Below are 26,131 nucleotides of genomic sequence, written 5' to 3' on the forward strand. Positions count from 1 at the left end.
AGCATAGTCCCAGTTAAGTCAATCATGAAATATTTTTCAAGCCCCATAAAAACACCTTGTGCAAACAAGGGACAGGTTCCAGAATTACGCCTCACTTTAGACACAGGATTTTTTTGTTATGGCGCGCACCCTTCTGGTTGTCGACGATCTTTCCGACTGGAATCCCTATTATCCCAGCGAGCAGGTCATCACTTTTGAAAACTATCTCGCGACCCAGCAGGGCGAGCCGCAGCAGCGCGTCCGCATCATCAACCTTTGCAGCAGCTACCGCTATCTTTCCGACGGCTATTACTGCTCGTTGCTGGCCGAGGCCAGGGGGCATCACGTTATTCCTTCGGTCAGGGTGCTGAACGATCTGGGCAAAAAAGCGCTGTACCGGTTACAGCTTGATGACTTGTCTGAGACGCTGGAGCGCGCAGTTAAAACCGCCGACAAGGACAGCGAAATAACCTTGATGAGTTATTTCGGCACTACGCCCGACCCGGCTTTTCAGGAACTCGCCAGACTGCTGTTTGAACGCTTTTCCTGTCCCATTCTGGAAGTAACGCTACGTTGCAGGCAGCATTGGGAAATTATCGGTTTAAAGGCCGTATCGCACCGGCTTCTGGATGATGCGAAGCAAACCGTTTTTGCCGACGCGCTGGATCAATTCAGCAAAAAGGTCTGGCGCAAGGGCCGCGCCCGTAAAGCGGCGCGATTCGATCTGGCGATACTGATCAACCCCGAAGAACAATTGCCGCCAAGCAACCGTGGCGCACTGAAAAAATTCATCAAAATCGGCCGGGAACTGGGCATTGAAATAGAACTGATAACGCAGCAGCATTATGTGCGACTGCCCGAGTTCGACGGCTTGTTCATACGCGAAACCACCAACATAGACCACCACACCTACCGTTTCGCCAAAAAGGCCGAGGCCGAGGGCTTGGTGGTTATCGACGACCCGACTTCGATGCTGCGCTGCACCAATAAAGTCTATCTTGCCGACCTGTTCCGCACCCACCGCGTGCCTACGCCCAAGACCTGGCTGCTGCACAAAGGCAATGCCGCCCACCTGGACAGGGTGGAAGCGGAAGCCGGCTTTCCGGTCGTCATAAAAATCCCGGACGGTTCCTTTTCCCGCGGCATCGTTAAAGTGAACGACCGGAAAGAGCTGGAACTCAAAGTGGAAGAGCTGTTCCAGAAATCCGCGCTGCTGCTGGCGCAGGAATTTCTCTATACCGATTTCGACTGGCGCATCGGCATTTTCAACAACAAAGCCTTATATGCGTGCCGCTATTACATGGTCAAAAACCACTGGCAGATCTACCGCCACGGCGGCAGCCGGATCGATAGCGGCAGTTTTGCGACCCTGCCGACCTTTGAAGTCCCCAAAGCCGTGCTCGACGCCGCATTAAAAGCGACTCAGCCGATAGGCAACGGTTTATACGGCGTGGACGTCAAGGAAAAAGACGGCAAGGGTTATGTTATCGAAGTCAACGACAACCCCAACATCGACAGCGGCGTCGAGGATAAATATCTGGGCGATGAGCTGTATCGATTGATTATGAGCGAACTGCTGCGGCGCATGGAAAATCGCAGTAAAGGGGTTTGATTGTTTTCGGTGTCAGAATTGTAGGATGGGCAAAACGTTAGTGTGCCCATCAGGGTCGTCTCGAATTGATTTGATGGGCACGCACGCTTTGCCCATCCTACGCGGCTTTTAGCTATTTTCTTTTTAAAACTGTAACAAGGGGCGGCAATGTTCAAGGTCAATTTACTGGTATTCTTACTTGCAGTAGGAATGTCTGTTCAAATCGTTTATGCGGATGATATGAGTTCTGCATTGCAGAAAACACAAGATTGCCTTAGGAATCAGAATTGCGATGCCGCGAGGACCGAGGCAGGAATAGCGGCTAATCAGAAAGCTTTGGAGGCAGTCGGGGGAAACGCCCGAGACATGCAAGAGTTATATAACATCTCTGCCGATATCATGCCTATTTTGGAACAACAAGCGGGCGGAGACCCCGTAAAAATGCAAGCACTTATGCTGAAAGCTCAAACCGATCCCGAAGGCTTCCTGAATTCATTATCACCGGAGATACGAGCCATGATCAAAAACGTCTCGAATGCAGTAGAGAAAAATCAGGCGTTTGGGGGGAAACCGTGAGCTGAATTTCTATACTGGCGGAAAAGGGGGTGTAAGGTGTACATTGAAAAAATAGCGCAAGCCATTGAAGCTGATGCGGGGATGGCATTGACCGATTTACGGCAAGGCTTAGCCGAAATGCAAGACGGTATCGGGCAGGTGCATAGCCCTGAACAAATTTTATTGCGTTCGGTTCGGCAGAAAACGGGCTTATCGCAACAAGCCTTTGCTGATCTGATTAAAACCCCGGTGGCGACATTACGGGACTGGGAACAGGGCCGGTTTAATCCGCCGGGCGGCGTGATATGTTTGTTAAAACTGATGCATGACCATCCTGAGTTAAAGGATGAGCTGGTTGCTTGAATGATGGTGCAAGGCTATGTATTGGGATGTAAAAACTGTAAAGCCGTTGCCGGACTTTTGCATTTATGTCGAAATCGAAGATGGGCGCAAGGGGATATTTGACTTGAAGCCTTACCTCAATCACGGCGTTTTTCGTGAGCTTCGGAACGTGCATTATTTCAATCAGGTCGGCATTCTGTTTGGGGCGGTAACTTGGCCCAACGAACAGGACATTGCGCCTGAAACGCTACTTGCTGAAATGGTGCCGATGGAATCAATCGTGTCTCATTAGGGCCGGAAGTGCAGTCTCGTAGGGTACGCACAGCGTACCCTACGAGGCTACCGCAAAGCTGAAACGGTTGGATGCGTTCAGCTGCTGGGTGATTGGCGGTAGGAGGATGCGCCGAGGAATGTGCGTTTCACTGCATTTAGCACAGCGAGCTAGTTCCCAAGCTCCAGATTGGGAACCCAGGAGACGGAGCTCCTGCTTCGTGAAACGGGAAGCTAGAGCTTCCGTAACCGAATTCCCAAGCTTGAGCTTGGGAACTAGCGAATATTTTCACAGTCTCTGGAGATGATTGGGAGCCAGCGAAATCACGCCGATTCCTATCAGGGGAGTGAACCTGTAGAATGAGCAATCAAAAAATTAAGACGCTATCTATATGACCGAAAAAGAAAATTTTGCAGAAAAACTCGAAGAGTTTGTCACCGAGCTTAAAGAGCATATCAGTACAGATGACGGTCAATGGACAGTAAAAGGTTTTATTGATGTTTTTAAAAACGTATACACAATCTCTTCAGATACTAAGATTGTGTCGAAAATCCTTGAAATTCATCTTTTTCCTAAAATCCTGCATTTTGCACAAACCAACGGGTTCAAGGTAGTTCTTGCCGATCACCAAAATTACTACCCCGACATATCGTTTGTCAAAGCCGACGATGAATCCATCAAATTCGCCGTCGATTTTAAGACCACCTATCGGAACCCGAAGAAGCCCCATTTGTGCAATGGTTTTACGCTGGGTTCGCACGGTAAATATTTTGAACATCGCACCAGCACCAAAAACATCCAGTTTCCCTATAGTTCGTATTCAGGCCATTTCTGTCTTGGCATCATCTACGATAGAGCCGATGGCGCAACCATTGATGAGACAAGAGCGCATAGCATCGATGAACTGCATTCCATTGTTTCGGTAGTAAGAAACTTCCAGTTCTTTGTTGCAGAAAAATGGCAGATTGCCAGCGACAAAGGCGGTAGCGGTAACACCGCCAACATCGGGAGCATCAACAATATCGCCGATATAATCAATGGCCGGGGCATGTTTTCAAGACTTGGCGAACACTGGTTTGATGAGTACTGGATGAACTACCAAAAAATAACTATCCAGGATGGAAAAGGCGGGACAAAAAAGATCTCCACGCTTCGAGATTTTGTCGAGTACAAAAACGGTGATCTGTCTTTGGTTGTAAATAAGAGGAATGGCGAAGAATGACCGTAAAAGTTGGTGTGCCTCCGATCAAGTCGCAAGGCATAAAAACCAAGCTAGTTCCTTGGATTAAAAGTATTGTTCCGAGCGATTTTACAGGTGTGTGGATTGAGCCTTTTATGGGGACGGGGGCTGTAGCTTTTAATGTCGCGCCTCAACGTGCAGTTTTGTGTGATGCCAATCCGCATTTGATTAACTTTTACTCCGGCATAGCCTCCGGTGAAATAACGCCCGAAGTGGTAAAAGAATACCTTACACGCGAAGGCGAGCTACTCCTATCAAAAGGCGAAGAGCATTATTACTTTATAAGGGATAGGTTTAATTCCGAACACTCGCCGCTGGATTTTCTATTCGTTAATCGTGCCGGATTTAACGGCATGATTCGCTTTAATCGCAAAGGCGGATTCAACATCCCGTTCTGTAGAAAGCCGCAACGCTTTGCTCAAGCGTATGTAACGAAAATCACCAATCAAGTTGCTTGGGCTTGCAAAATAATCAAGACAAAAGAATTCGTATTCAAGTGTCAGGATTTTAACCAAACCATTTCCGAAGCATCATCATCGGATATTATCTACTGCGATCCACCCTATATCGGTAGACATGTTGACTATTACAATGGCTGGGATCAGTCTCACGAACAAGAACTATTCGATAGGCTTTCCGATTTTGGCGGAAAATTTATTTTATCGACATGGCATCATAATGATTACCGGGAAAACGAATACATTAACACCTTGTGGGCTAAGCATTCAGTTCTTACTCGTGAGCATTTTTATCATGTTGGGGGTAAGGAAACAAACAGAAACCCTGTTATTGAAGCCTTAGTTACAAATTTCAATGCCATTTCTATCGAGCGAAAAAAAGAAAGCCCAATTCAATACACGTTGTTTGAAACGCAAGCGAAATATGGCGCTGCATAACAATTCGTTCCTGCGAACCTGCTAAGGTTCGTTGTCGACCTAAGTTGTTATTACTTTCGTAACCTAAACACTAACCCATGCTAGCCACCCTCGTCCGCTTTTCCATCCGTTTTTACGGCATCGTTATCGCGCTTGCGGTATTAATCCTGCTGTACGGCAGTTACCGCTTCGCCACGGCGGGCCTGGATATTTTTCCTGAATTCTCCCCCAAGCAGGTGATTATCCAAACCGAATCGCCCGGCCTTTCTTCGGAGCAGGTTGAAGTGCTGGTCACCCAGCAAATCGAAACGGCTGTCAGCGGCTTGATCGGCATGAAGTCGGTGCGCTCCGAATCGATCCAGGGCCTGTCGATTGTTATTGCGACTTTTGTCGAAGACAGCGATGTGTACCGCAATCGCCAACTGATCAGCGAGCGCTTGACCACTCTGGCGGGACAGCTGCCGCTGGGCATTACGCCGGTGGCGATACCGCTGTCCTCGTCTTCGGCGACCGTATTAACCATCGGCTTAAGCAAGGATGATCAGACCGATTTGATGGCTTTGCGCAGTCTGGTCGACTGGACGATAGTGCCGCGCTTGCGAGCTGTTCCGGGGGTTGCCGATGTCAACGTGTTCGGCGGCGACATTCAACAGCTGCAAATTCAGGTCGATCCGCTGCAACTGCATCGTTTTAACCTGACACTGGAGGACATTATCCAGGCCGCTTCAAAGGCCGGAAATATTCAGGGCGGCGGTTTTATCGAAAACAATAATCAGCGTTTCACCTTGCAGGTAACCGGGCAGCCCGTCACGCCGGAACAATTCGGCAAAATTATCGTCAAGCGGGATCAGGGGCGCAATGTGACCTTGGGCGAAGCCGCCACGATTGAATACGCGCCGGAGCCGCCGATCGGCGCGGCGCAGATTATGGGTAAATCCGGCATTGTGATGATGGTGATCGGCCAATACGGGGCCAATACCTTGTCGGTGTCCAGGCAGGTAGAACAGGCGCTGCAAGGGTTCGAGCCTATTTTCAGCAAACAGGCGATCAATTTTTACTCGCACTTGTTCCGCCCCGCCGATTATATCGAAAGGTCGCTGTCCAATTTGTCCGGGCATTTACTGATCGGCGGCTTGTTCGTGCTGGTCATCTTGTACCTGTTTTTGTTTAATTTCCGCACCGCATTTATTTCCGCGCTGGCGATTCCGGTGTCGTTGATCGGCGCGGTTATTGTGCTGTTGGAAAACGGGGTTAACCTCAATATCATGGTGCTGGGCGGGCTGGCTATCGCGTTGGGCGAGGTGGTTGACGATGCGATTATCGATACCGAAAACATTTTCCGGCGCTTGCGCGAAAACCGGTTGTCGGCCCGGCCGCTGCCGGTTGCCAGTGTGGTTTACAGCGCATCGCTGGAAGTTCGCAGCTCCGTGGTTTACGCCAGCTTTATCGTTGCGCTGGTGTTTGTGCCGTTGTTGACTTTGAACGGCGTTGCCGGACGCTTGTTTGCGCCGCTCGGGTATTCCTACATTTTGGCGATTTTAACGTCGCTGCTGGTGGCGCTGACTTTAACACCGGCGCTGTGCTATGCGCTGCTGGGTAATGCCGATCTCGCCAATGACGACCCGCCGCTGATCAAGCGCATTAAGCCGTTGTACAAGGATTTATTAAGCAGGGTTTCCAGTCATTTCAAGCCGGTGGTTATCGGCAGCATCATTGTTTGCTTGGCAGGCTTGGCGGCTTTTTTCAGCCTGGACAGCAAATTCCTGCCCGAACTGCGGGAAGGCCATTATATCGTCCATACCACCAGCATTCCCGGTACGTCGTTGCAGGAATCGATCAGAATCGGCAGCAAGCTGACCGAACAGTTTATGGCGATTCCGGGCGTACAATCGGTGTCGCAATGGGCGGGGCGAGCGGAACGGGGCGCCGATACTTACGGCAGCCATTACAGTGAGTATGAAGTCCGGCTTGAGCCGATGTCGGGCGCGGAGCAGCAGCAGATTAAGGACAGGCTCCGGGCCATTCTGGTCGGATTCCCCGGCATTTTGTTTGAGGCCAACACCTTTTTGACCGAGCGGGTCGATGAGACCATTTCCGGCTACACCTCGCCGGTGGTGGTGAATATCTACGGCAACGACCTGAATAAGCTGGATGCCAAAGCGCAGGCGGTCGCTGAAATCATGCGCGATATAGACGGCGCGGCGGATGTGCAGTTGCGCTCGCCGCCCGGCACGCCGTTGCTGCAAATCAACGTAGATCTCGACCGGCTCAGTTTCTGGGGCGTGTTGCCCGCCCAGATTGTCGATACCTTGCAGGCCGCTTACGAAACCCGCGTGGTCGGCAAAAACATCCAGGGCAATAAAATCTACAACGTCGCGGTGACCTTGACGCCGGAGCTGAGACAGCAGCCCGAATCGATAGCCAAGCTGCCGATCAGGACCCAGGACGGCACGATGATTACGCTGGATCAGGTTGCGGAAATCAGGCATTCGGCCAGCCGCTACAACATCCTGCATCAAGGCTCGCAGCGGCGGCAAACCGTGACCGGCAATGTGCTCGACCGGGATCTGGATGATTTTATGGCGGAGCTTAAAGAGCGGGTATTAAAAGAGATTCCGTTCTCTGCGGATATTTATCCCGAGTTTACCGGCGCGGCGGTGGAACAGGCGCAGGCGCGCAAGGAATTGATCCTGCATTCATTGCTGGCCGGAGCCGGGGTGCTGATTTTTGTTTATATCGCTATCGGCAGCATACGCCATGTGTTGCTGACGCTTGCGAACCTGCCTTTCGCCTTGATCGGCGGGGTTGCCGCCGTGATGTTGACTGGAGCTACGTTATCGGTCGGTTCGGTCGTCGGTTTTGTGACGCTGTTCGGCATTACCGTGCGCAACAGCATCATGCTGCTGTCGCATTACCGCTATCTGGTCGAAGTCGAAGGCAGGAGCTGGAATCTGGACACCGCCGTACTGGGCGCTCAGGAACGCTTGCCGTCCATCCTGATGACCGCGTTGGTCACCGCGCTGGCGATGTTCCCGATTGCGTTCAACAGCGATAATCCGGGGCGCGAGATCATGGGGCCGATGGCGGCGATCATCATCGGCGGGCTGGCGTCTTCAACCTTGCTGAACTTATTATTGCTGCCCGCCATTTTGCTGCGTTATGGGGAGTTTAACCGCGAAGCCAAGCGCGACCGATAGCGATCCTGAGGCGAGCGGCCTTAGTCCGAACCCTCGCCGTGACTGTTTTCTTTAGTGGCGGACTGAAGACGTTCACACATTTTTATTGCCGAGTCGCGCTCGCTTTGGATTTTTTTAATCCCGTCATTCGCCGTTAATATATCGAATTCAAGTTTTATCGCGCGCTTAAACCATTCATCTCCTGATGACTTAAGCGCCTTGTTTTCCTGCATTAATTCGGAAATTTGTTTGTTTGAATATTCCAAACGCACAGCTACGGCTTGCAGTTGGTTATGAGCAGCATCAAGGGACCTAGCGCAATTTTTTACACGTTCACTCATGATGTGTTGGGTTTCGTAGCGTTGGTCCAATTCAAGTGTTTTTTGGTTGAGCTCATCCTCAAGCAGTTCGATCTTTTTTATCGCAGCCTCATAGTGGTTGCTTATCACGATGGTTTGTTTAACCGGAGTGTTGCTGTGTCTTTTAGTGAAATTGAGCATAGTGTGTATTAACCTAACGATTATGAAGAGGGTTCCATCACCTCAGGAAATAAAAGTATTTTTGCAACGTTTGCGGCAAAAATCGGTTGGCGTTGTACAAGTGGCTGTAGGGTAGAGAGTTCAACTTCTTCGATCAATAAGCGATGTTAGTTATCAGTTGAATCGGCTATTGAGTATCACCACTGGCCCGGATAGAGTGTTTTTCGGCAAAGGATTTGGTTAAAAATAACTTCCCGAAATCACTGTCTTCTATCGTCAAGCCGTTCGTGCTGACCCTTCGACTACGCTCAGGACTAAAGGCCTTGTCGAAGCATGATCGGCTTGACGCGGTAGGCCGAAATTTTTCCGTCCACCCTTCGACAAGCTCAGGGCGAACGGAAAAATTTTATCCGATCCATATCGGGAAGTTATTAATGACCGCATCCAAAACAGCTGCGGACGGATTGGCGGTGTCCGCAGCCGGTCGGCGTTTTTAACTAAAATTCCTCCCATTCGTCGCTGGCCAATTGTGAGATCGGCTGAGCTTTGATTGCCGAACGCGATGGCTCCGGAAATCTCGCCACACTTTTCGCAGGCATGTAGGTCGCCTGGTTTTTGGCTTTTTGAAAAGAACCGGTTGACTTGGTTTGAGGCATGTCGTCAAACGCATGGCGAGAGTAAGCATCCACTTTGAATTGCGCGACCGTGACCGCCAGGCTTTGCGCCTGTTCTTCCAGCGATTCCGCAGCTGCGGCGGCTTGTTCCACCAAAGCGGCGTTCTGCTGGGTCACGTCGTCCATTTGGCTGATGGCCATATTGACTTGCTCGATGCCGGCCGTTTGTTCTGTTGAGGCGGCGCTGATTTCGGACATCATCACGGTAACGCCGCGTATCGAGCCGACGATTTCCTCCATGGTGTGACCTGCTTGTGTTACCAGTTTACTGCCTCCGGCGACTTTAACGACCGAATCGTCAATCAGGTGTTTGATTTCTCCGGCAGCCGTAGCGGCGCGTTGCGCGAGATTGCGCACTTCGACGGCCACGACTGCAAAGCCCCGGCCTTGATCGCCGGCGGCGTTGAGCGCAAGGATGTTGGTCTGGAAAGCAATGTCGTCGATGACCGAAATAATATCGCCTATTTTGCGCGAAGATTCGTTAATATCGTCCATCGTCCTGACCACTTGGCCGACCACCTCGACGCCTTTGCCGGCTATGTCGGATGCGTCAACGGCCAGTTGATTTGCCTGTTGGGCGTTTGCGGCATTATGCTGCACGGTCGAGGTCAGCTCCTCCATGCTGGCCGCCGTTTCTTCGAGGCTGGCGGCCTGCTCCTCGGTGCGATGCGACAAGTCGTTGTTGCCCGAGGCGATTTCTTTAGCGCCGGTGTTAATGTTGTCGGTGGCTTCTTTGATTTGAGAAACGATTTCCTTGAGTTTATCCACCGTGGTGTTGGCGTCATCCTTGAGTTGCCCGAAACTGCCGGCATAGTCATTGGTGATGGTTTGAGTCAGGTCGTTGCGGGACAATGCACCCAAAACGCGCACCACATCATTGATGCCGCTCTCGGTGGTTTCCATCAGTTCGTTAAGTCCTTCGCCCAGTTGCTTAAAGAAGCCGTCTTTTCCCTGGATTTCAACACGCCGGGTAAAATCGCCCATGACGGCGCCATGTACAATGCCGGCTACTTCCTGTTCCACTACAACCTCGACAGTGCGATCCAGCCATTCGGCCACAACGCCAATGCGTTCACCGTCTTCACTGATAACCGGGTTGGCGACGACCACCATATTGTGACCGCCGATAGTTAATTCCGAACGATGCGAGTCGGTTAATTTTTCCAACATGTCGCGTTGATGAGCCGGGTTTTTATGAAAAATATCAATATTGGCCCCCATCAATTTATCGGCGTTAAAATCCGGCAACTGTTCACGAATATCGGTTTCCGCCTTCTTGAACAGGCGTTGTACAGCTTGGTTCATATAGATAATATTAAAATTAGGATCGGCGACCATTACCCCCGAATGAACGTTATCCAGCGCCCGGTTAATCTGCAAGGCGTCCGTCGTCATCTGCCTGGATTCGGCTAATTGCGAATTCAACATGACTTGCACGACATAAAGCCCGCGCAATAAATCGCCCAGTTGATCGCTTCTGTTTAAGTTCAACCGGTTTTTAAATTTTCCGTCTGCTATGCAATAAAGCGCATAAATACAGGTTTCGAGCGTAGCGATGACTTCATGCGTCAAACTGGCAATAATTCCCGCTGCGACTAGGGTCAGCACAGAGGTTGCCGCTAACGGCAAGTATTCCTGAGCTAAAAACAGCCGATATATCGAAAAACCGGTCAGCGCCAATATCATCGTTAATGCCAACGCTACTTTTTTTGAGATAGCCGTTTCGCTGACCGCTTTGGCGACGGCGGCAATTCCTGTAGGCCGTAGCTTTGCAATATTGGCATTCAGCTTTTTGTACACGTTTTCCGCATGGGTTATTTGTTCGCGGTTGGGCGCGTAACGGGCGGACAAATATTCATGGAGGACTCCATTTTGATAGATCGGCACCACATTAGCTTCGACCCAGTAATAGTCGCCGGATTTAGTCCTGTTTTTTACCGGAGCGGACCAAGGTTTGCCCTGTTTTATCGTCGTCCATAAATCATCAAAAGCAGCCGTCGGCATATCGGGATGACGAACGATGTTATGGCTGGAGCCGATTAATTCTTCCCGTGTAAAACCGCTGATGGCAATAAATGCGTCATTGGCGTAGGTGATACGGCCTTTTAAATCAGTCCGGGTAACCAATATTTCGCTTTTTTTCATCAGGACTTCTTTATCTGTTACCGGCATGTTGATTTTCATGGTAATTCCTCATTCTTAAAGTAAATAATTTTTCTTTTTCAGCGGTTTTCTAAACAGTCTCAAGTCGCCAACTCCACCCGGTTACGCCCGGCGACTTTGGCGCGATAAAGCGCTTGATCGGCGGCGTCGATAGCGGTTTCCTTGTCCAGTGAAGGAATAGCGCGGGCCACCCCGGCGCTGACGGTGACGTTGATGGTTTGGCCTTTGCCGACGTCTATCGGCATGGCTTCAATGGTTTGGCGCAGACGTTCAGCCAGTCCGCCGGCCTCTTCAAGTCCGGTATCGGGCAGCAACACGGCAAATTCCTCGCCTCCGAGACGGCTCGGCAGATCGTTTGCCCGGAGGCTTTTTTGAAGCGCCTCGGCTATGGCCTTGAGCACGACGTCTCCGGCAGGGTGGCCGAAAGAATCGTTGACCTGCTTGAAGTGGTCCAGATCCAGGAGGATCAGCGTAAACTCCCCGCCATAACGCCTGAGACGGGCAAACTCCGTTTTCAGCCGATCGTCGAGTTGGCGGCGGTTAGGCAAGCCTGTCAGAGGGTCGTATAGCGCCAATTCTTCCAGTCGGCGGATCAGATTGACGCGCTCGCTAATATCGTGAAAGACCACGACGACTCCGTCGAGTTCGCCTTCGATCACAAGCGGTTGCACATTCAGATGCACGGGAATCAGGCGCCCATTCTTGTGGCGGAAGATATGGTCTCCTCTGCGAGGCTGTCCATCGACAGTCGTGCGGCGGATAAGACATTTATTGCTTAGATAAATTCGATTTTCAGCATAATGCTGATGAAAAGCCGGCCGAAGATCTTTGCCAAGGACATCACTGATGGAAAGATCCATCAGCTCCAGAGCCGCCCGGTTAACGTAAATACAGAGCCCCTCCTTATCGCAACTGAAGACGCCATCGCCAAGCGACTCCATGATGTTCTCCAGATGGAGCAGTCCGGTATTTCGTCCATGGGGTGGTCTGCGTTGCTCCTGAGAGTTATGCATCGTTTTCATCCGTAGTCAGTATTGTTCGAATTTGCCCCAGCAGCGTCGGGACGTCGAAAGGCTTGGTAAGATAGGTCAGGAAGCCCGCATTCAGGCCGGTTTTGACGTCGCCGGGCATCGCCGCGGCGCTGACGGCGATAACCGGAATAGCCGCGGTGCGGGGATTAGCCTTGATTGCCTTGAGGGCGTCGAGACCGTTCATGCCGGGCAGGTTGATGTCCATCAGGATAAGGTTGGGCCTGAGATCATGAAGCATCATTAATCCGTCTTCGGCATTTTCGGCGGTGCGCAGTTCGACGCCCGGAAGCATTCGGAAGATATGTTTCATCACATTGATGTTGACCGGGTTGTCTTCCACATAGAGTACGCGCCCTTTGCAGGGTATTCCCGCATCGGCGGTGGAAAAACCGGCTGTCAGTTTCGCCGGCATCTTGTGTGCGGGCAGGGCCAGCGGCAGTTCCAGCCAGAAACAGCTGCCGACGCCGAGGTGACTGTCGAAACCGATCCGTCCGTCCAAAGCTTCTACAAGATTCTTACAAATAGCAAGACCAATGCCCGTGCCTTCGATATTGGTTTTTTCCGCGCCCAGCCGCTGGAAAGGCTGAAAAAGATCCGAGCGAAGCTCTTCGGCGATACCCGGTCCGGTATCGACTACCGTAATACGAACGGTATTTTCAATCGCGACGCAGCTGCACATGACATTGCCGCCCTCGTAGTTATATTTCACCGCATTGGTGAGCAGATTGAGCAGGATCTGCCTGACGCGCGAGCGGTCGGCCCGGGTATGGAGTTCATCGGTACAGGACTGACGGATGACGATGCCGCGGGCTGCGGCGGCGGGTTGTAACAGGGCGACGACTTCATCGATCAGCGGCGCGAGCGGAACGGCTTCAATGGACAGGTCCAGCCGGCCCGACTCGATGCGCGCCAGATCCAGTATTTCGTTGATCAGCTCGAGAAGATGACGGCCTCCGTTCAAGACATGCCCTATGGCTTCCTTTTGCGGCGGCGTCATCGGCCCCGGTATCTCCATCTCAAGCATCTGCGCAAAGCCGACGATGGCGTTCAGCGGGGTGCGCAGCTCATGGCTCATGCTTGCAAGAAAGGCCGACTTGGCGCGGCTGGCGGCTTCCGCGGCTTCACTGGCGGCGACTAAATCGTTTTCCGCCTGTTTGCGTTCCGTGATGTCTTCTCCTGAGCTCAGCGTACCGGCAATCTTGCCGTTTCTACCGTTAAGGTAAGCGTTGTGCCAGGCAACCAGGCGCTCTTTGCCGTCGCGGCACAGCACCGGATTTTCGAAGTATTCGACTGTTTCCGCCTCGCCGGACATGATGCGCCTGAACATCGGATAAGCCGTTTCCATGCCCAACGGCTGCGGCAGGCAGCGCTCGAACCAGTTGCAGCCCAGCAGTTCGCTTTCCTGGTAGCCCAGCAGATCGCATCCTTTACGGTTGATCATCGTGATATGGCCGCGCCAGTCCAGGGATACCATGACTGTCTGCACGGTGTCGAGATAACGCTGCTTGTGGTCGCGCTCGAGGCGCAATTCCGTTTCGTGTTCGAGCAGCCACTGCATCATCCGCCAACCCATCAGGGCGAGAACGCTCGCATAGGCGGTCAAGTTCCAGGCCATGTGCAGCCAAGTCAAGGGATGGTAGGCATAGAGTTGATAATTCAACTCGAATTCCAGCCAATGGTTGCTTGCAGCTACGCCAATCAGCACAACGCACAGGGCATTGCCGATTATCAGCCGCCATGCGACTTTTTCACCGAGAAACAGGATCCCAACAAAGGCGCTTAAAACCACATAAGTACCGGCGGTTGCCACCGGTCCCAGTTGCGAGAGTCCGCCAAAGGCCGCCAGCAACATAACGCCCAGCAAGCCTAATGTCCGTGCATGATAGGAAATGCGTCGCCGATTCAGCCACAGCAGCCAGAGTGCGGCTAACAATGCAACGTGGAGCAGCATCACCGGACGCCAGCCGATATATAATGCTCTCGCCAGAGAGATTCCCACTCCCGGCACAGCGGTAATGCTTATCCAAAACAGGGTATCGTCGAGCAGGCGGCTGCGCAGTCCGGCAAAATCCTTGGCAGGCGTCGTGGTCATCGTTGCGATTCTTGTACAGGACGCCGATTGCGCAACCAGACGATCAGCTCTTCGACCGGCATCGCCTTGGCGATATGCCAGCCTTGCACCTGATCGCAGCCGAGGCCGCGCACCAAATCCAGATCCGCTTGCGTTTCGACGCCTTCAGCGACGGTGAACAGATTCAGTTTCCGGGCCATCTCGATGCTGGAGGACAGAATCGCGCGTTTGTCCGGTTTTTCGGCGGCGCCGTGAACGAAACTGCGGTCGAGCTTGAGTTCGCAAAAAGGAAAGCGCTGCAACTGATCCATCGACGAATAGCCGGTGCCGAAATCATCAATCGACAATTTGAAGCCTTTGAGCCGCAAGCGGGTCATGACATCCATCGATGTCGCTATATCGGTCATGATGCCGGTTTCGGTGATTTCCAGGGTCAGGTTTTCCGTCTTGAAGCCTGTCGCCTGAATGCTGGCCTGGATGAATTCAGGCAGGTTGATGTCGCCCAGCCAGTTCATCGACAGGTTGACCGCGACGGCGAGCGGGAAGCCCGCATCGCTCAGGCGGGCGCCGCCGATCATGGCCTTGGTGACCAGCACTTCCGAGAGCGTGCCAATCAAGCCGTATTGTTCGGCCATGTCGATGAAATGCTCGGGACTGATCGATTTGCCGTCGTGTTGCCAGCGCGCCAATGCCTCGACCCCCACCACACGCAAGGTGTCGGCGTCGACCTTGGGTTGGAAATGCACACTGAATTCGTCACGCCGCATACCCTCCAGTATGTCGTTGGGAGAGACGGCTATTGTCGCCGGCTGCGCCGGTGTCTTTGACTGTTCGCAAGACTCCAGCAGCAGGTTTGCCAGAACATCCTGGGTCATCGGTTTTTTTATCGTGCCGCGCAGACGCAGTCCCTTGACCCGGGCCAGATCGGCAGCGGTCTGCAACAACTTTTCATCGACCCCGCTGTAAATAATCAGGCAATTCCGGTAATCGGTTTCGGCCAACCGTCGCAGGAATTCGATGCCATCCATGACGGGCATGTTGAGGTCGGTGATAATCAGGTCGATGCCGTGGTCTTGCCGGGAAATTTCCGCCAACGCCGCTATGCCGCCGTCAACGCTCAGCACATTGCCGATTCCCAGCGAAGACAGCAGCAGATTGACCTGCCGGCGCGCCATCGGATCGTCATCGATCACCAGTACTCGGTGCGGCAGATTGTCGCCGGCCGCCGAGGCCGTTTTGTTATCGGTAATAACCGGCGATACGGAGAGACGGCTCACGGCAATTTCCACGTCGCTCAGCGCATATTCAAGTTCTGTAAAAAAGATTGCCGCCGCTTCCAGTCGACCCATCTTGGCGGCGTTCTCAAGCGTTTCGGCCAAGTCGGCGAAACGCAGAGCCCCCACCATGCGAGCCGAAGATTTAAGCTTGTGCATCGATAGCGCCAGCTTGCGTCCATCGCATTCAGCAAGATGCAGCCGACAGATGGGCAGGTCGCCGCGCGCGGTGATGGTGAACAGGTCGATAATTTCGCAGGTTTGTTTGGTGTCGGTAGTGCCGACGATGCGGGCCAGGTAATCGGTATCCAATGTGATTTTGCTTTCCCTGACCGGCGTCTCGGCGACTTCGTTACGGGGGCTGGCCGGAGAGGCGTGCGGCAGCCAGTATTCCAGCATGCGGCGCAGATCGTCCAGCTCGATGGGCTTGGGCAGGACGTCGTCCATGCCGGCTTGCCGACAGGCTGCGAGTTCTTCCGGGTGATGAACGGCGGTGATCGCAATCATCGGCACGTAGCTCCCGCTTTCCTGTTCGGAGGCGCGAATGGCGCGGGCCAGTTCCAGGCCGTTCATGCCGGGCATGTTGCGATCGACCAGCATCAGGTCATGGCCGCCGGATTTCCATTTGTTCAGCGCCAGAGAACCGTCGCCGGCAATGTCGGCTTCGTAACCCAGTGCGTCGAGTTGCATACGCAGCACGGCCTGGTTGGCGGGGTTGTCTTCGGCAACCAAAATGCGCCGTCGCTCATTCTTGCGTCCGGTCTCGACGGTTATTGAGGGGACGGATGCCGGTAACTCGCTAGCCGGGACATCGGCGTCAACCCGGTCGAGCAGGTCGCCGATCAGCTGGGAGAACTGCGCTCCGCCCTTGACGATTTCGTCGATTTGTAGCCGGGTTTCGGTATCCAGCGCATCGTTCATCTGTAGAATCTGCGCATGACAGAGAATGGCGTTCAACGGCGTGCGCAGCTCGTGCCCCCAACTTGCGAGGAATTCCGATTTGGCGTTATTGGCGCGGTCGGCGTCATCCCTGGCTCGTTGCAGTTCATCGATGATATGCTGTTGCAGACGCCTTAGCCGGGCGGCTTCAAGGATGCCGACATAGCTGGCGGTGAACGTTTGCAGGAAGTCGGCCATGGCTTCGTCATAGCCGCCGGGGCGATTGGCCAGTCCCGCCATGCCGATCAGCGTTTCGCCCTGGAGAATAGGGACGCCGAGAAAAGCGTTGAGCGGCGGATGCCCTTCGGACAGAACGTCCCGGAGGGGGGCGGATAACGGGTCGTTGGCAATGACGGTCTCGCCCGTATGCAGAACGGCGTCGATCAGGTTGTCGAGATTGCGAAACTCCAGGCCCCGTGCGCGGGTTTCGTCATAAAGATGCCAGTCGGCTTTATCCCAGTAAATGTCGGAGATCGCATGGATTTTCAGGCAGGGTGCGCCGTCCTGATTTTGCTGTACTTCGCCGAGGAAGCCCCAGGCGCTGTCGGTCAACAACAGCATGCCGTCGAGCAGCAGTTCGGAGGTCGCCGCAATATCGTGACTGGAGATGAAATACTCGAACGCCTGCCGCAGCAAATCCAACAGGCGGCCTCGACGCTCCTGTTCGGTCTGTAGGCGTTTTTGTTGGGTTACATCGGTGCGGATGGAGACGTATTGCTCCGGCAGGCCGCGCTCGTCCAGGATAGGAACGATGGTGCTCTGCACCCAGTAGGGACTGCCGTCCTTCTTGCGGTTCTGCACCACGCCCTGCCAGATGCGCCCGGCGGAAATCGTGCGCCACATGTCTTCGAAGAAGGCGCTCGGATGGTGGCCGGACTTGACGATACGGTGGTTGCGGCCGATCAATTCTTCTCGGCTGTAACCGCTGATTGCGCAGAAATTCGGGTTGGCGTCGATAATCGTGCCGTCCAGAGCGGCGACGGAAACGATGGCATGAACATCAAGGGCGTTTTTCAGGCTGTCCCGTTGCCGCATGGCGAGGCGGCTTTGACGGGACGCGATCTGGTATATGCGGAACTGTCGCGTCCGCGTCATGACGGCGGTTACCAGCAGGCGCGCATCGACCGGTTTGACAAGGTAATCCTCGCCGCCGGAAAGGCGGGCATCGAGTTGGTGTTTGATGTCATCGAATGCGGAGAGGTAGATGACCGGCAACCGGGCATAGCGTATATCCCGGTGCAGCAGTGCGGCCAGATCGGTACCCCGGCAAGTCGGCGTTTCGACGTTCAGGATGCAGGCTTCGGGGTCGAATTTCCCCAGGAAATCCCGTGCCGCGCCCGGATCATCGATGGCCAGTACATTGAATCCGATAGCTTCCAGCAGCTTGGCATGGAAATCCAGGATAGCGGCATTGTCGTCGATCAGCATGATGCGATAGGGCGTTCTAGGCATCCAGGCCAGGCCGGCCAGTTCCGTGATCAGATGTGCGGCATCCAGCGGCAGGTCGAGCAGGAGCCGCGCACCGGCCCGGCGCACCTTGATCTGGGTACGGAAATCGCCGGTATCATCCAAGGCTGCCAACAGGGACGAAGCGGGAAGGCTGTCGGCCGCCGCAGGTAATAGGGAGGCTATAATATCCGCATGCCCGGCCAGCCAACTTGCAGCGGCAAGCACGATTGTGCGGTCCGCCCCCAAGGCTTCGGCTGTCTGATCGACGGTGGCCGCGCGCACTACGGCGAACCCGAGCGAACTTAGGTTTACGGCCAGGTCTGCAAGGCCGTCGGATGCGTCGCCGGCCAGCACAAACGTCCAGTCAGCAGGGCGGGCGGGGAGCATGTCGCAGTCCACTTTGCCGGCCAGTTGTCCAGCCTCCAGCAGGTCGGCTAATCGGGTTGCGGCGCGCAAGAAAGACGTTAGTCTTGCTTCTTTAGGCGCATCCTGGATGAACTCGCCAAGCAAATCGGAAAGTGCGTCGGCGCGGCCGGCGGCTTCGGTCCATTTGACGCGCTCGCACTCTTCGATGACTTGACCGGTAATATATTTCAGGCGCACGCCCGGCAGGCGAGCCCAACCGTTTGCGGCCAGCTTGGTCGCCAATTCGCGGATTTCCCGCGCCAGTTCCAGCTGCACTGCGGTCATGACGTCACCAATCTGCGCGCCATGTGCTCAACAAGCGGTCTCAGGGCGGCAAACGGGACCGGCTTCGGATAGACCGGAATATCGGCCGGGAGCCCGCCTTGGGCCGCGATCTCGGTGACGGTAAGCGCCGTCACGACGATGATGACGCCGCGAATCGGCGTCGATTGGGATTTGATTTTGCGGATCATCTTGAAGCCGTCCAAACCGGGCATAGACAGGTCGGCGATGATCAAATCAGGATTGTGGCGGCCGATCAGCATCAGTCCTTCGAATCCGTCCTCGGCCATCAATAACTGGATCGGAAGATTCCATTCAGTGAATTGCCTGCGATAAAGTTCCCGCAGTACAGCGTCATCTTCCACTACTAATACTTTGAACACTTCCGGCGTGGGCGCTTCAGTCAGGACGGCCTGTTTCCGCAAGCGGATGGCGTCGACTGCATCGGCGGGGATACGCCGGTGGCCTCCGGCGGTTTTCCATGCGGGCAGCACTCCCGTTTCGACCCATGTTTGTATCGTCGATAAGGCTACGCCCAGGCGAGCTGCGGCCTCGCGGGTGGACAGGAATTTTTTTGCCGGGCCGGTCTTGACTTTGTTCATCTGCACTCCAGTTGTCGGGATCGTTGATGTCTAGCGGGAACGGTTATGCGCCGAATACAATCATTTTTGCCCTTTCAATCATTTTCGTCATTTTAAAGCAAACGGTGTTGATTGCAACTGTAAGTTTATACTTACGTCAAATAATCGAAAGCAGCTCTACTGGATGCCCAGGATAGCTGCGGCTTAAGCTGAAACTTTTTGGGCAACTCCGGTATTAGAAGATGATATTTTTGCGTTTTTTCCCGGCAAGCGGCTTTATTAAAAAAAATAAAGTAAAATAATCGTTTTTTGAAAATCTCACTCTGTAGATGACGCAGACAGCAAAGGTACCTAATGAAGAATTATAAAATCGCAGTGCTGGCCGGTGATGGTATCGGCCCTGAAATTACTCGTGAAGCCGTCAAGGTTCTCAAGCTTATTGAAGAGCGTAACGACGTTTCTTTCGAACTGATGCCCGCCGCTTTTGGAGCCTGCGCCTATTTTGAATTCGGCGATGCTTTTCCGCAGGGAACCATCGATATTTGCGACCAGGCCGATGCGATTCTTAAAGGGCCGATCGGTTTGAGCCATGAGGAATCCAAAACAATTCCCATCGATAAGCAACCTGAACGAGGCGCTCTGCTGCCGATGCGCCGCCGTTACAATACCTACGCGAACTTTCGCCCGGTTTTCCTGCCTAAAGCGCTGGCGCATTTCTCGCCGCTAAAACCTGAAATCATCGGCGAAGGCATCGATATTATTATGGTGCGTGAATTGGTCGGCGGCTTGTATTTCGGCGCCAAGGAAACCGGCGTTAACGAGCAGGGCTTGCGCTACGTCAAAGAAACCCTGGAATACGATGAGCACCAAATCAGGCAAATTTTGCTACAGGCGTTCAAGCTCGCACAAAAACGCAAGAAAGTGCTGCACAACATTCATAAAAGCAATGTGCTGAAATCCAGCGTGTTGTGGAATGAAATACTGGATGAAGTGGCTAAGGACTATCCCGAAGTCGAGGTCATCCATCAGCTGGTGGATTCGGCCGCGACTAACCTGTGTCTGAAGCCTACCCAGTTCGATGTCATGGTTATGGAAAACATGTTCGGCGACATCCTCAGCGATCAGGGCGGCGGTATTCTGGGCTCGCTGGGATTGATGCCTTCCGCCTGCATAGGCGATGAAAAAGCCTACTACGAGCCGTCGCATGGCTCGGCCCCGGATATTGCCGGAAAAAACATAGCGAACCCTTATTCGATGATCGGCTCGGTTGCGATGATGCTGGAAAACAGTTTCGATATGGCCGAAGAAGCCAAGAACGTCTGGGCGGCGATGCAGGGCGTGTTTGGCGACGGTTATTCGACCGCCGACCTGTCCAAGCCGGGCAGCGGCGTTACGATGATCAGCACCGAGGAGTTTGGCGATAAGGTTGTTGAAAAACTGCGGCAGATGCCGAAAGTAAAGTAAGGATACGATCATTAATAACTTCCCAATATGGATCGGGTAAAATTTTTCCGTTCGCCCTGAGCTTGTCGAAGGGTGGACGGAAAAATTTCGGCCTACCGCGTCAAGCCGATCATGCTTCGACAAGCTCAGCACGAACGGCTTAACGATAGAAGACAGTGATTTCGGGAAGTTATTTTTAACCAAATCCTAAGCAAGCCGGACAACGTGGGATTTGTGGAGTTCAAAGCCGGCTTTGAACTCCATTAAAGAATTTTCAGCACGAAGTTTTCTTTCTTCGTGTCCTTCGTGGTGAATAAAAAGAGATCTGTATAGCTCCCATTTTCAAGCGGTGTAGCCAATATAAGCCCGATAACCCGCATAAACCGACAGCATCAGGAAGATGGTTCCGCTGATCTTGTGCAGCAACACTAACGGGACTTTCTGTAAAATAGTGCGTCCGGCCAGGATTCCCAGGGCCGATGTCGACGCCAGCGCGGCAGTGGAACCGAACCATACTGCAATAGGTGCGGCGGTACTGCTTAAGCCGACCACAGCCAGCTGAGTTTTGTCGCCGAATTCGGCCACGGTAATCAATAAAAAAGTGGTGAAGAAAATGCCGTGACCGCTTTTTTCCTTGATTTCCTCATTTTCATCTTCGATTTCTACGCGCAACGAATGAACGCCGAACGCGGCAAACAGCACGGCGACGACGGTTGCGACGATATATCCGGGCAACCAGCTGGAAATAGCGATGCCAAAAACAACGGCCAGGGTATTTAAAAAGGCGAAGGCCGCGATTGCGCCCAGCAAAACCGGCATGGCTCTATGCCGGGAGGCCAGCGTCATGCACACCAGCTGGCTTTTATCGCCGATTTCAGCCGCCGCAATCAGCGCAAAACTGGTCAGCGCCGTGGCTGATATTTCGCCTAGATTGTCGGCGCTTAGCAACGATAAAACGTGCTGTAAGGAACCCCGCAGATTTTCGAGAATAGGGGCGGCGCTCAGAGACGCTAGAAAGTGTTGTAAATAGCTTTGCAGATGATCCATTTTGTTTCCTGAGAACGCTTTTTCCGGTAGCGGCTAACCCTATGATAGAACACGGATGACGCTGATTAGACGGATTTAAACGCTTGTAAAAAGAAGAAGCACCCTTGATCAGTGCTTATCGGTCAAATCTGTGTCATCCGTGTTCTATTTTTTCTAATTGCTGAGTAATTACGAGAGTCTTAGGAATATGCATAAATTAATTTAAGCAATTACCATGAAGATCATGAAGACTTAAATTCTTCATGATCTTCATGGTTTAAAAATTAAGCTTATAAATACAAAACTTGCTCAAGTTATTTCGTGCGCGTTCCTTAACCCAACATATTGTCCAAGGCCATCATAATGATGAAGCCGATCATGAGTGCAAAAGTGGCGTAGCGCGAACGGCCGTCGGAATGGGTCTCGGGGATGATTTCTTCGCTGATTACAAACAGCATCGCGCCGGCCGCAAAGCCCATGGCTATCGGCAGGATAGGCTCGAAAAGGGTGACCATAGTGATGCCGAGCAAGCCGCCGACCGGTTCCACCAGACCGGTTAGGGTGGCGATACCCACCGCTCGCCACTTGTTGTAGCCTAGTCCGACCAGGGGCAGGGCGACGGCCAGGCCTTCGGGAATATTTTGCAGGGCTATCGCAATCGCCAGAACCACGCCGTTTTTCATTTCCCCTGAACCGAAGCTGACGCCGACCGACATGCCTTCAGGAAAGTTATGGATGGTGATGGCGATGATAAAGAGCCAGACTTTTTTCAGGGAGCTCAGATGCGTATCGGAAATCGAATCAAAATGCACATGCGGCAGCTGGCGATCGGCGTAATGCAGAAACAGCGCACCGATCAACATGCCGATGGAGACGACATAAATGCCTTTGCCCGGCCAGACCTGGTTGCCGTATGCCATGCCCGGAACCAGCAGCGAAAATGCGGTGGCGGCGAGCATGACGCCCGCGGCAGCGCCGAGCAGGCTGTTGAACAGGTTTTTGGAAATGTCTTTAAAAAACAGGGCCGGCAAAGCGCCAACGCCGGTAGCCAGTCCGGCCAGGATGCTGGCAAAAAAACCGATAACAACAACCCTGCCGAAAATTAAGTACAAACCGCCGAACACAACCAGCTGCGATAACAGGAATAATCCGGCTACTGTCGCCCAGCGCTTTAGCGGCGGCATAGCCAGCAGTTTTTGGTAGTTCTCGCCGGCTTTGACGGCGTCTATCCGGTCTTCAAAATAGCGTTGCACTTTGGTGACGGTCTTTGTTGTTAAAGTCATAAGGTTTACCTGCATCAGCTCGTTTTGGAATGTGCGTGGGGCATTATAACCAAATACGTATAGCTTGGGTTTGTTTGTGCCGGATTGCCTTGGCGCGCATGTGTTCGCTTTTCAGCGGCACGGGAATATTTCCTTTTGTCCGCTGTCGGCTAGTCCCGACGTAGCGGTTTGGCTATCATGGCCTGATTATTTTGAGGAGAGAAGAATGAAAAAATTGACCTGCACCCTACTCGGGCTGAGCCTGACGGCGGCCGGCGCTGTGGCGGCCAAAGATCAACCGCGGGATTTGAGCGTCATAGACGTAGTCGGCGTTACGCCTATAGAAGGCAGCAATGTCGCCGCCAATAAAATACCAGCAAATATCCAGACAGTTTCTTCCGAACAGCTGGAAAAAGCCCAGAGCATCAGCTTGGCGGATTATATCAGCCGCTATCTGGGCAGCGTGCATATTAATGAAGCGCAAAACAACCCGTTGCAGCCGGACGTTTCTTATCGCGGCTTTGTCGCTTCGCCGCTGCTCGGATTGCCGCAAGGCTTATCGACCTATGTCAACGGCGTGCGCTTTAACGAACCGTTCGGCGATACGGTCAACTGGGACCTGGTTCCCGAGGGAGCGATCGATTCGATGGCCTTATATCCCGGCTCCAACCCGGTTTACGGTTTGAACAGTTTGGGCGGCGCCATCTCGATCAAAACCAAGACCGGTTTTTCAGCGCCGAAGCATCAGTTGGAGGTTTACGGCGGTTCTTGGGACAGGCATTCGGAGGAATTAAGCAGCGGCTGGAATAACGGTACCTGGGGCTATTTTGTAGACCTGCGCCATTTCGAGGAAGACGGCTGGCGGAATTATTCACCGACCAAGGCCGATCAGGCGTTCGGCACCTTGAGCTGGCGCGGCGATAGAGGTTCCCTGGACCTGACCTTGGGCGGCAACGATAACAATATGCGGGGCAACGGCGCTGCGCCTGTCCAGTTGCAGGAACAAGACCGGGCCGCAGTGTTCACCCATCCCGACCAGACCGTCACCCGGATGTTCTTTTCCGAATTGGCGGGCAGCTACGACGTGACTAATGATATAGAAGTGAGCGGTAATGCGTACTTCAGGCAGAACCGGATCAGAACCTTTAACGGCGATAACAGCAACTATGGAGTCTGTACGGCCGATCCGACATTGTTGTGTGACCATAACGATGCGGTTGTTGAAGATATTAACGGGCATGATGTGCTTGCCGACGATGCGGTTGAAGGTGCAACCAATAACACCAGCCAAACCAATATGCGCAGCCGTGGTGGTACCTTGCAGACAGCGTTCGCCCAGGACTTGTTCAATCATGAAAACAACCTGACTGTGGGTACCAGTTATGATTATGCCGAGGCGAATTTCAGTTCGGACACCGAGCTTGGCTCGCTGACCGATACCAGGGGAACAACGCAAAGCGGAGTTTTTGTGGACGAATCGAGGGTTCGTTTGCACACGAATACCTCAACGGCGGGCGTATTCCTGACCGACAGTTTTTCCATTACCGATGCTTTAACGGCGACCGTAGCAGGGCGTTACAACTATAGCCATATCAACATGGAAGATCAGTATATAAAGGATCCTTTAAAAACTCTGAACGGGTCGCATACTTTTGAACGGCTTAACCCTTCGGCCGGATTAACGTATCAAATCAGGGATAACCTGAATGTGTACGGCAGTTACAGCGAGTCGGCGCGAGCGCCTACGCCGATGGAATTAAGCTGCGCCGACCCGGCTGCACCGTGTAAATTACCTAATTCTTTTGTGTCCGATCCGCCATTGGAGCAGGTGGTTGCCAAAACCTGGGAAGGCGGTTTCAGGGGCGATTTGGATAAGTTGTTAGGTAAGGGCGATCTGAAATGGAATCTGGGGTATTTCCACACCATCAATCACGACGACATTATTTTTCGCCGTGATGCGTCCAGCGGCCTGATCAGCCAAGGCTATTTCAGTAATGTGGGTAAGACCCGCCGCCACGGCATAGAAGCGGGAACGACAGTCAATTATCCGCAGCTGTTCAGCGGCATTGACGACTGGCATTTCTCGACTAATTATACTTATTTAAACGCCCGGTTTTTGGACAGTTTCGATATTCAGAATCCGATGGATACTACCCAGGCGATGGCTGTCGTCAGCGGCAACAGAATCCCCGGCATCCCCGAACATATCTATAAGGCCGCCTTGGGCGTCGATTTATGGCAACGCGTGTCGTTAGGCATTGACGGCATCTACAGCGGCGACAAGTATTTCAGGGGAGACGAGGCTAACGTCACTCCGCAGTTAACCGGCTACTGGCTGTTTAACGCCAAGGCGGAATACAAGGTCACCAAGAATTTTGCGGTATTCGGCAAGGTCGATAATATCTTCGACAAGAACTACAATTCTTTCGGTGTTTATGGGCAAGTCAATGAGGTGTTTCCGCAATTTGACAATAACCGCTTTGTATCGCCCGGCGCGCCGAGAGCGGGTTGGATTGGCGTGCGTTTGACGCTGTAAGCTTTGCCGGAGTGGAGGCGGTCTGTTTTGTATTCATCGAGCACGATCTTCCACTCCGGCCTGTTCTTTGAGGCTATATCGTCCCTGCCGGTTTACACGGTAAATTTCAGCGGCGCAAAGTTCAGCCCACCGCATCCCGTCTTGAACCGCTAAGCGTTCGGTGGCGGCGAATACCGTTTTATGGGCCGCCGATTGCGTCGCCTTTTTCAGGCGCTCCGTAGCGTCTCATCACAACTATCTTCAATATTCCATATCGCCAGGCCCTTTTCGATAGAGGCCGCAACCACTCCTTACTCTTGAGGCTCAGGGAACGGTCCAAGAATGAGCTGCGATCGCAGTTATCCACCCTAAAAACCGCAGTTAAGCGCCCCAAATGGGCCGTATCCGAGAAAGCCGTTAGGGCTCTGCTGAGCCGCGATCGGGACGGTTTTTCTCGTTCCCACGCGTGCGTCCACTGCCATTAAATTAAAGTACAAGGCCAGCCTTG

At 53.1% G+C, this 26,131-nt stretch carries 17 protein-coding genes; 9 read left to right on the forward strand and 8 right to left on the reverse strand.

Translation table 11 applies throughout. The features are described 5' to 3' along the window. Positions 1 to 118: 118 nt before the first annotated feature. The 7 genes from B0F88_RS06900 (at position 119) to B0F88_RS06930 (ending at position 8,050) form a co-directional block, all read left to right on the forward strand. Positions 119 to 1,591 carry a RimK family protein gene (locus B0F88_RS06900; RefSeq protein WP_104423203.1) on the forward strand — a complete coding sequence of 491 codons (1,473 nt, stop codon included), beginning with the start codon at positions 119 to 121 and terminating at the stop codon, positions 1,589 to 1,591. A gap of 147 nt (positions 1,592 to 1,738) precedes the next feature. Then, the gene (locus tag B0F88_RS06905; protein ID WP_104423204.1) at positions 1,739 to 2,146 is read left to right on the forward strand and encodes a hypothetical protein; all 408 of its coding nucleotides are present in this window, start codon (positions 1,739 to 1,741) and stop codon (positions 2,144 to 2,146) included. Positions 2,147 to 2,182: 36 nt separating this feature from the next. Continuing rightward, positions 2,183 to 2,488, forward strand: coding sequence for a helix-turn-helix domain-containing protein (locus B0F88_RS06910; protein ID WP_219820797.1), 306 nt, complete (start codon positions 2,183 to 2,185; stop codon positions 2,486 to 2,488). Between the two features lie 16 nt (positions 2,489 to 2,504). Beyond that, positions 2,505 to 2,759, forward strand: coding sequence for a DUF2442 domain-containing protein (locus tag B0F88_RS06915; RefSeq protein WP_104423205.1), 255 nt, complete (start codon positions 2,505 to 2,507; stop codon positions 2,757 to 2,759). 370 nt (positions 2,760 to 3,129) lie between these two features. Then, complete coding sequence (locus B0F88_RS06920) at positions 3,130 to 3,960, forward strand: EcoRV family type II restriction endonuclease (RefSeq protein ID WP_104423206.1); 831 nt, start codon at positions 3,130 to 3,132, stop codon at positions 3,958 to 3,960. Further along, positions 3,957 to 4,874: a DNA adenine methylase gene (locus B0F88_RS06925; protein ID WP_104423207.1), complete on the forward strand. Its 918-nt coding sequence runs from the start codon at positions 3,957 to 3,959 to the stop codon at positions 4,872 to 4,874. The genes B0F88_RS06920 and B0F88_RS06925 overlap by 4 nt, the downstream gene beginning before the upstream one ends. Before the next feature lie 77 nt (positions 4,875 to 4,951). Continuing rightward, positions 4,952 to 8,050, forward strand: coding sequence for an efflux RND transporter permease subunit (locus B0F88_RS06930; protein WP_104423208.1), 3,099 nt, complete (start codon positions 4,952 to 4,954; stop codon positions 8,048 to 8,050). Positions 8,051 to 8,070: 20 nt separating this feature from the next. On the opposite strand, the gene B0F88_RS06935 is transcribed toward B0F88_RS06930, so the two are convergent. The 6 genes from B0F88_RS06935 to B0F88_RS06975 form a co-directional block, all read right to left on the reverse strand. Continuing rightward, entirely contained in the window at positions 8,071 to 8,529 is a 459-nt protein-coding gene (locus B0F88_RS06935; RefSeq protein WP_104423209.1) for a hypothetical protein, read from the reverse strand. A 476-nt stretch (positions 8,530 to 9,005) separates the two neighbouring features. Beyond that, positions 9,006 to 11,366, reverse strand: coding sequence for a methyl-accepting chemotaxis protein (locus B0F88_RS06940; RefSeq protein WP_104423210.1), 2,361 nt, complete (start codon positions 11,364 to 11,366; stop codon positions 9,006 to 9,008). A 59-nt stretch (positions 11,367 to 11,425) separates the two neighbouring features. After that, positions 11,426 to 12,358, reverse strand: a complete 933-nt coding sequence (locus B0F88_RS06945; RefSeq protein WP_181049851.1) for a GGDEF domain-containing protein — start codon at positions 12,356 to 12,358, stop codon at positions 11,426 to 11,428. Next, positions 12,351 to 14,468, reverse strand: coding sequence for an ATP-binding protein (locus B0F88_RS06950; protein WP_104423212.1), 2,118 nt, complete (start codon positions 14,466 to 14,468; stop codon positions 12,351 to 12,353). The genes B0F88_RS06945 and B0F88_RS06950 overlap by 8 nt, the downstream gene beginning before the upstream one ends. Continuing rightward, on the reverse strand, positions 14,465 to 18,799 hold the full coding sequence (locus B0F88_RS19530) for an EAL domain-containing protein (protein WP_219820799.1): 4,335 nt from the start codon (positions 18,797 to 18,799) through the stop codon (positions 14,465 to 14,467). The genes B0F88_RS06950 and B0F88_RS19530 overlap by 4 nt, the downstream gene beginning before the upstream one ends. Next, positions 18,796 to 19,398, reverse strand: a complete 603-nt coding sequence (locus B0F88_RS06975) for a response regulator (RefSeq protein ID WP_104423213.1) — start codon at positions 19,396 to 19,398, stop codon at positions 18,796 to 18,798. Before B0F88_RS06975 ends, B0F88_RS19530 begins: the two co-directional genes overlap by 4 nt. A gap of 333 nt (positions 19,399 to 19,731) precedes the next feature. On the opposite strand from B0F88_RS06975, the gene leuB reads away from it, so the two are divergent. Further along, entirely contained in the window at positions 19,732 to 20,841 is a 1,110-nt protein-coding gene (gene leuB, locus B0F88_RS06980; RefSeq protein WP_104423214.1) for a 3-isopropylmalate dehydrogenase, read from the forward strand. Between the two features lie 321 nt (positions 20,842 to 21,162). Here the strand turns inward: leuB and B0F88_RS06985 are convergent, their stop codons facing one another. Next, on the reverse strand, positions 21,163 to 21,867 hold the full coding sequence (locus B0F88_RS06985) for a TMEM165/GDT1 family protein (protein WP_104423215.1): 705 nt from the start codon (positions 21,865 to 21,867) through the stop codon (positions 21,163 to 21,165). A 311-nt stretch (positions 21,868 to 22,178) separates the two neighbouring features. Further along, complete coding sequence (locus B0F88_RS06990) at positions 22,179 to 23,129, reverse strand: ZIP family metal transporter (protein WP_104423216.1); 951 nt, start codon at positions 23,127 to 23,129, stop codon at positions 22,179 to 22,181. 205 nt (positions 23,130 to 23,334) lie between these two features. On the opposite strand from B0F88_RS06990, the gene B0F88_RS06995 reads away from it, so the two are divergent. Then, positions 23,335 to 25,644 (forward strand): TonB-dependent receptor, encoded by a 2,310-nt coding sequence (locus B0F88_RS06995; RefSeq protein WP_104423217.1) that lies wholly within the window; start codon positions 23,335 to 23,337, stop codon positions 25,642 to 25,644. Positions 25,645 to 26,131: the final 487 nt, after the last annotated feature.

Source organism: Methylobacter tundripaludum (assembly GCF_002934365.1).
In the GTDB taxonomy this organism is placed as follows: domain Bacteria; phylum Pseudomonadota; class Gammaproteobacteria; order Methylococcales; family Methylomonadaceae; genus Methylobacter_A; species Methylobacter_A tundripaludum_A.

Excerpts from the sequence above, each read along its gene's own strand:
- B0F88_RS06975 (WP_104423213.1), bottom strand. The coding sequence starts at position 19,398 with ATGAACAAAGTCAAGACCGGCCCGGCAAAAAAATTCCTGTCCACCCGC.
- B0F88_RS06905 (WP_104423204.1), top strand. The coding sequence starts at position 1,739 with ATGTTCAAGGTCAATTTACTGGTATTCTTACTTGCAGTAGGAATGTCT.
- B0F88_RS06915 (WP_104423205.1), top strand. The coding sequence starts at position 2,505 with ATGTATTGGGATGTAAAAACTGTAAAGCCGTTGCCGGACTTTTGCATT.
- B0F88_RS06930 (WP_104423208.1), top strand. The coding sequence starts at position 4,952 with ATGCTAGCCACCCTCGTCCGCTTTTCCATCCGTTTTTACGGCATCGTT.
- B0F88_RS06950 (WP_104423212.1), bottom strand. The coding sequence starts at position 14,468 with ATGACCACGACGCCTGCCAAGGATTTTGCCGGACTGCGCAGCCGCCTG.
- B0F88_RS06990 (WP_104423216.1), bottom strand. The coding sequence starts at position 23,129 with ATGACTTTAACAACAAAGACCGTCACCAAAGTGCAACGCTATTTTGAA.
- B0F88_RS06925 (WP_104423207.1), top strand. The coding sequence starts at position 3,957 with ATGACCGTAAAAGTTGGTGTGCCTCCGATCAAGTCGCAAGGCATAAAA.
- B0F88_RS06945 (WP_181049851.1), bottom strand. The coding sequence starts at position 12,358 with ATGCATAACTCTCAGGAGCAACGCAGACCACCCCATGGACGAAATACC.
- B0F88_RS06940 (WP_104423210.1), bottom strand. The coding sequence starts at position 11,366 with ATGAAAATCAACATGCCGGTAACAGATAAAGAAGTCCTGATGAAAAAA.
- B0F88_RS19530 (WP_219820799.1), bottom strand. The coding sequence starts at position 18,799 with ATGACCGCAGTGCAGCTGGAACTGGCGCGGGAAATCCGCGAATTGGCG.
- B0F88_RS06900 (WP_104423203.1), top strand. The coding sequence starts at position 119 with ATGGCGCGCACCCTTCTGGTTGTCGACGATCTTTCCGACTGGAATCCC.
- B0F88_RS06985 (WP_104423215.1), bottom strand. The coding sequence starts at position 21,867 with ATGGATCATCTGCAAAGCTATTTACAACACTTTCTAGCGTCTCTGAGC.
- B0F88_RS06995 (WP_104423217.1), top strand. The coding sequence starts at position 23,335 with ATGAAAAAATTGACCTGCACCCTACTCGGGCTGAGCCTGACGGCGGCC.
- B0F88_RS06935 (WP_104423209.1), bottom strand. The coding sequence starts at position 8,529 with ATGCTCAATTTCACTAAAAGACACAGCAACACTCCGGTTAAACAAACC.
- leuB (WP_104423214.1), top strand. The coding sequence starts at position 19,732 with ATGAAGAATTATAAAATCGCAGTGCTGGCCGGTGATGGTATCGGCCCT.
- B0F88_RS06920 (WP_104423206.1), top strand. The coding sequence starts at position 3,130 with ATGACCGAAAAAGAAAATTTTGCAGAAAAACTCGAAGAGTTTGTCACC.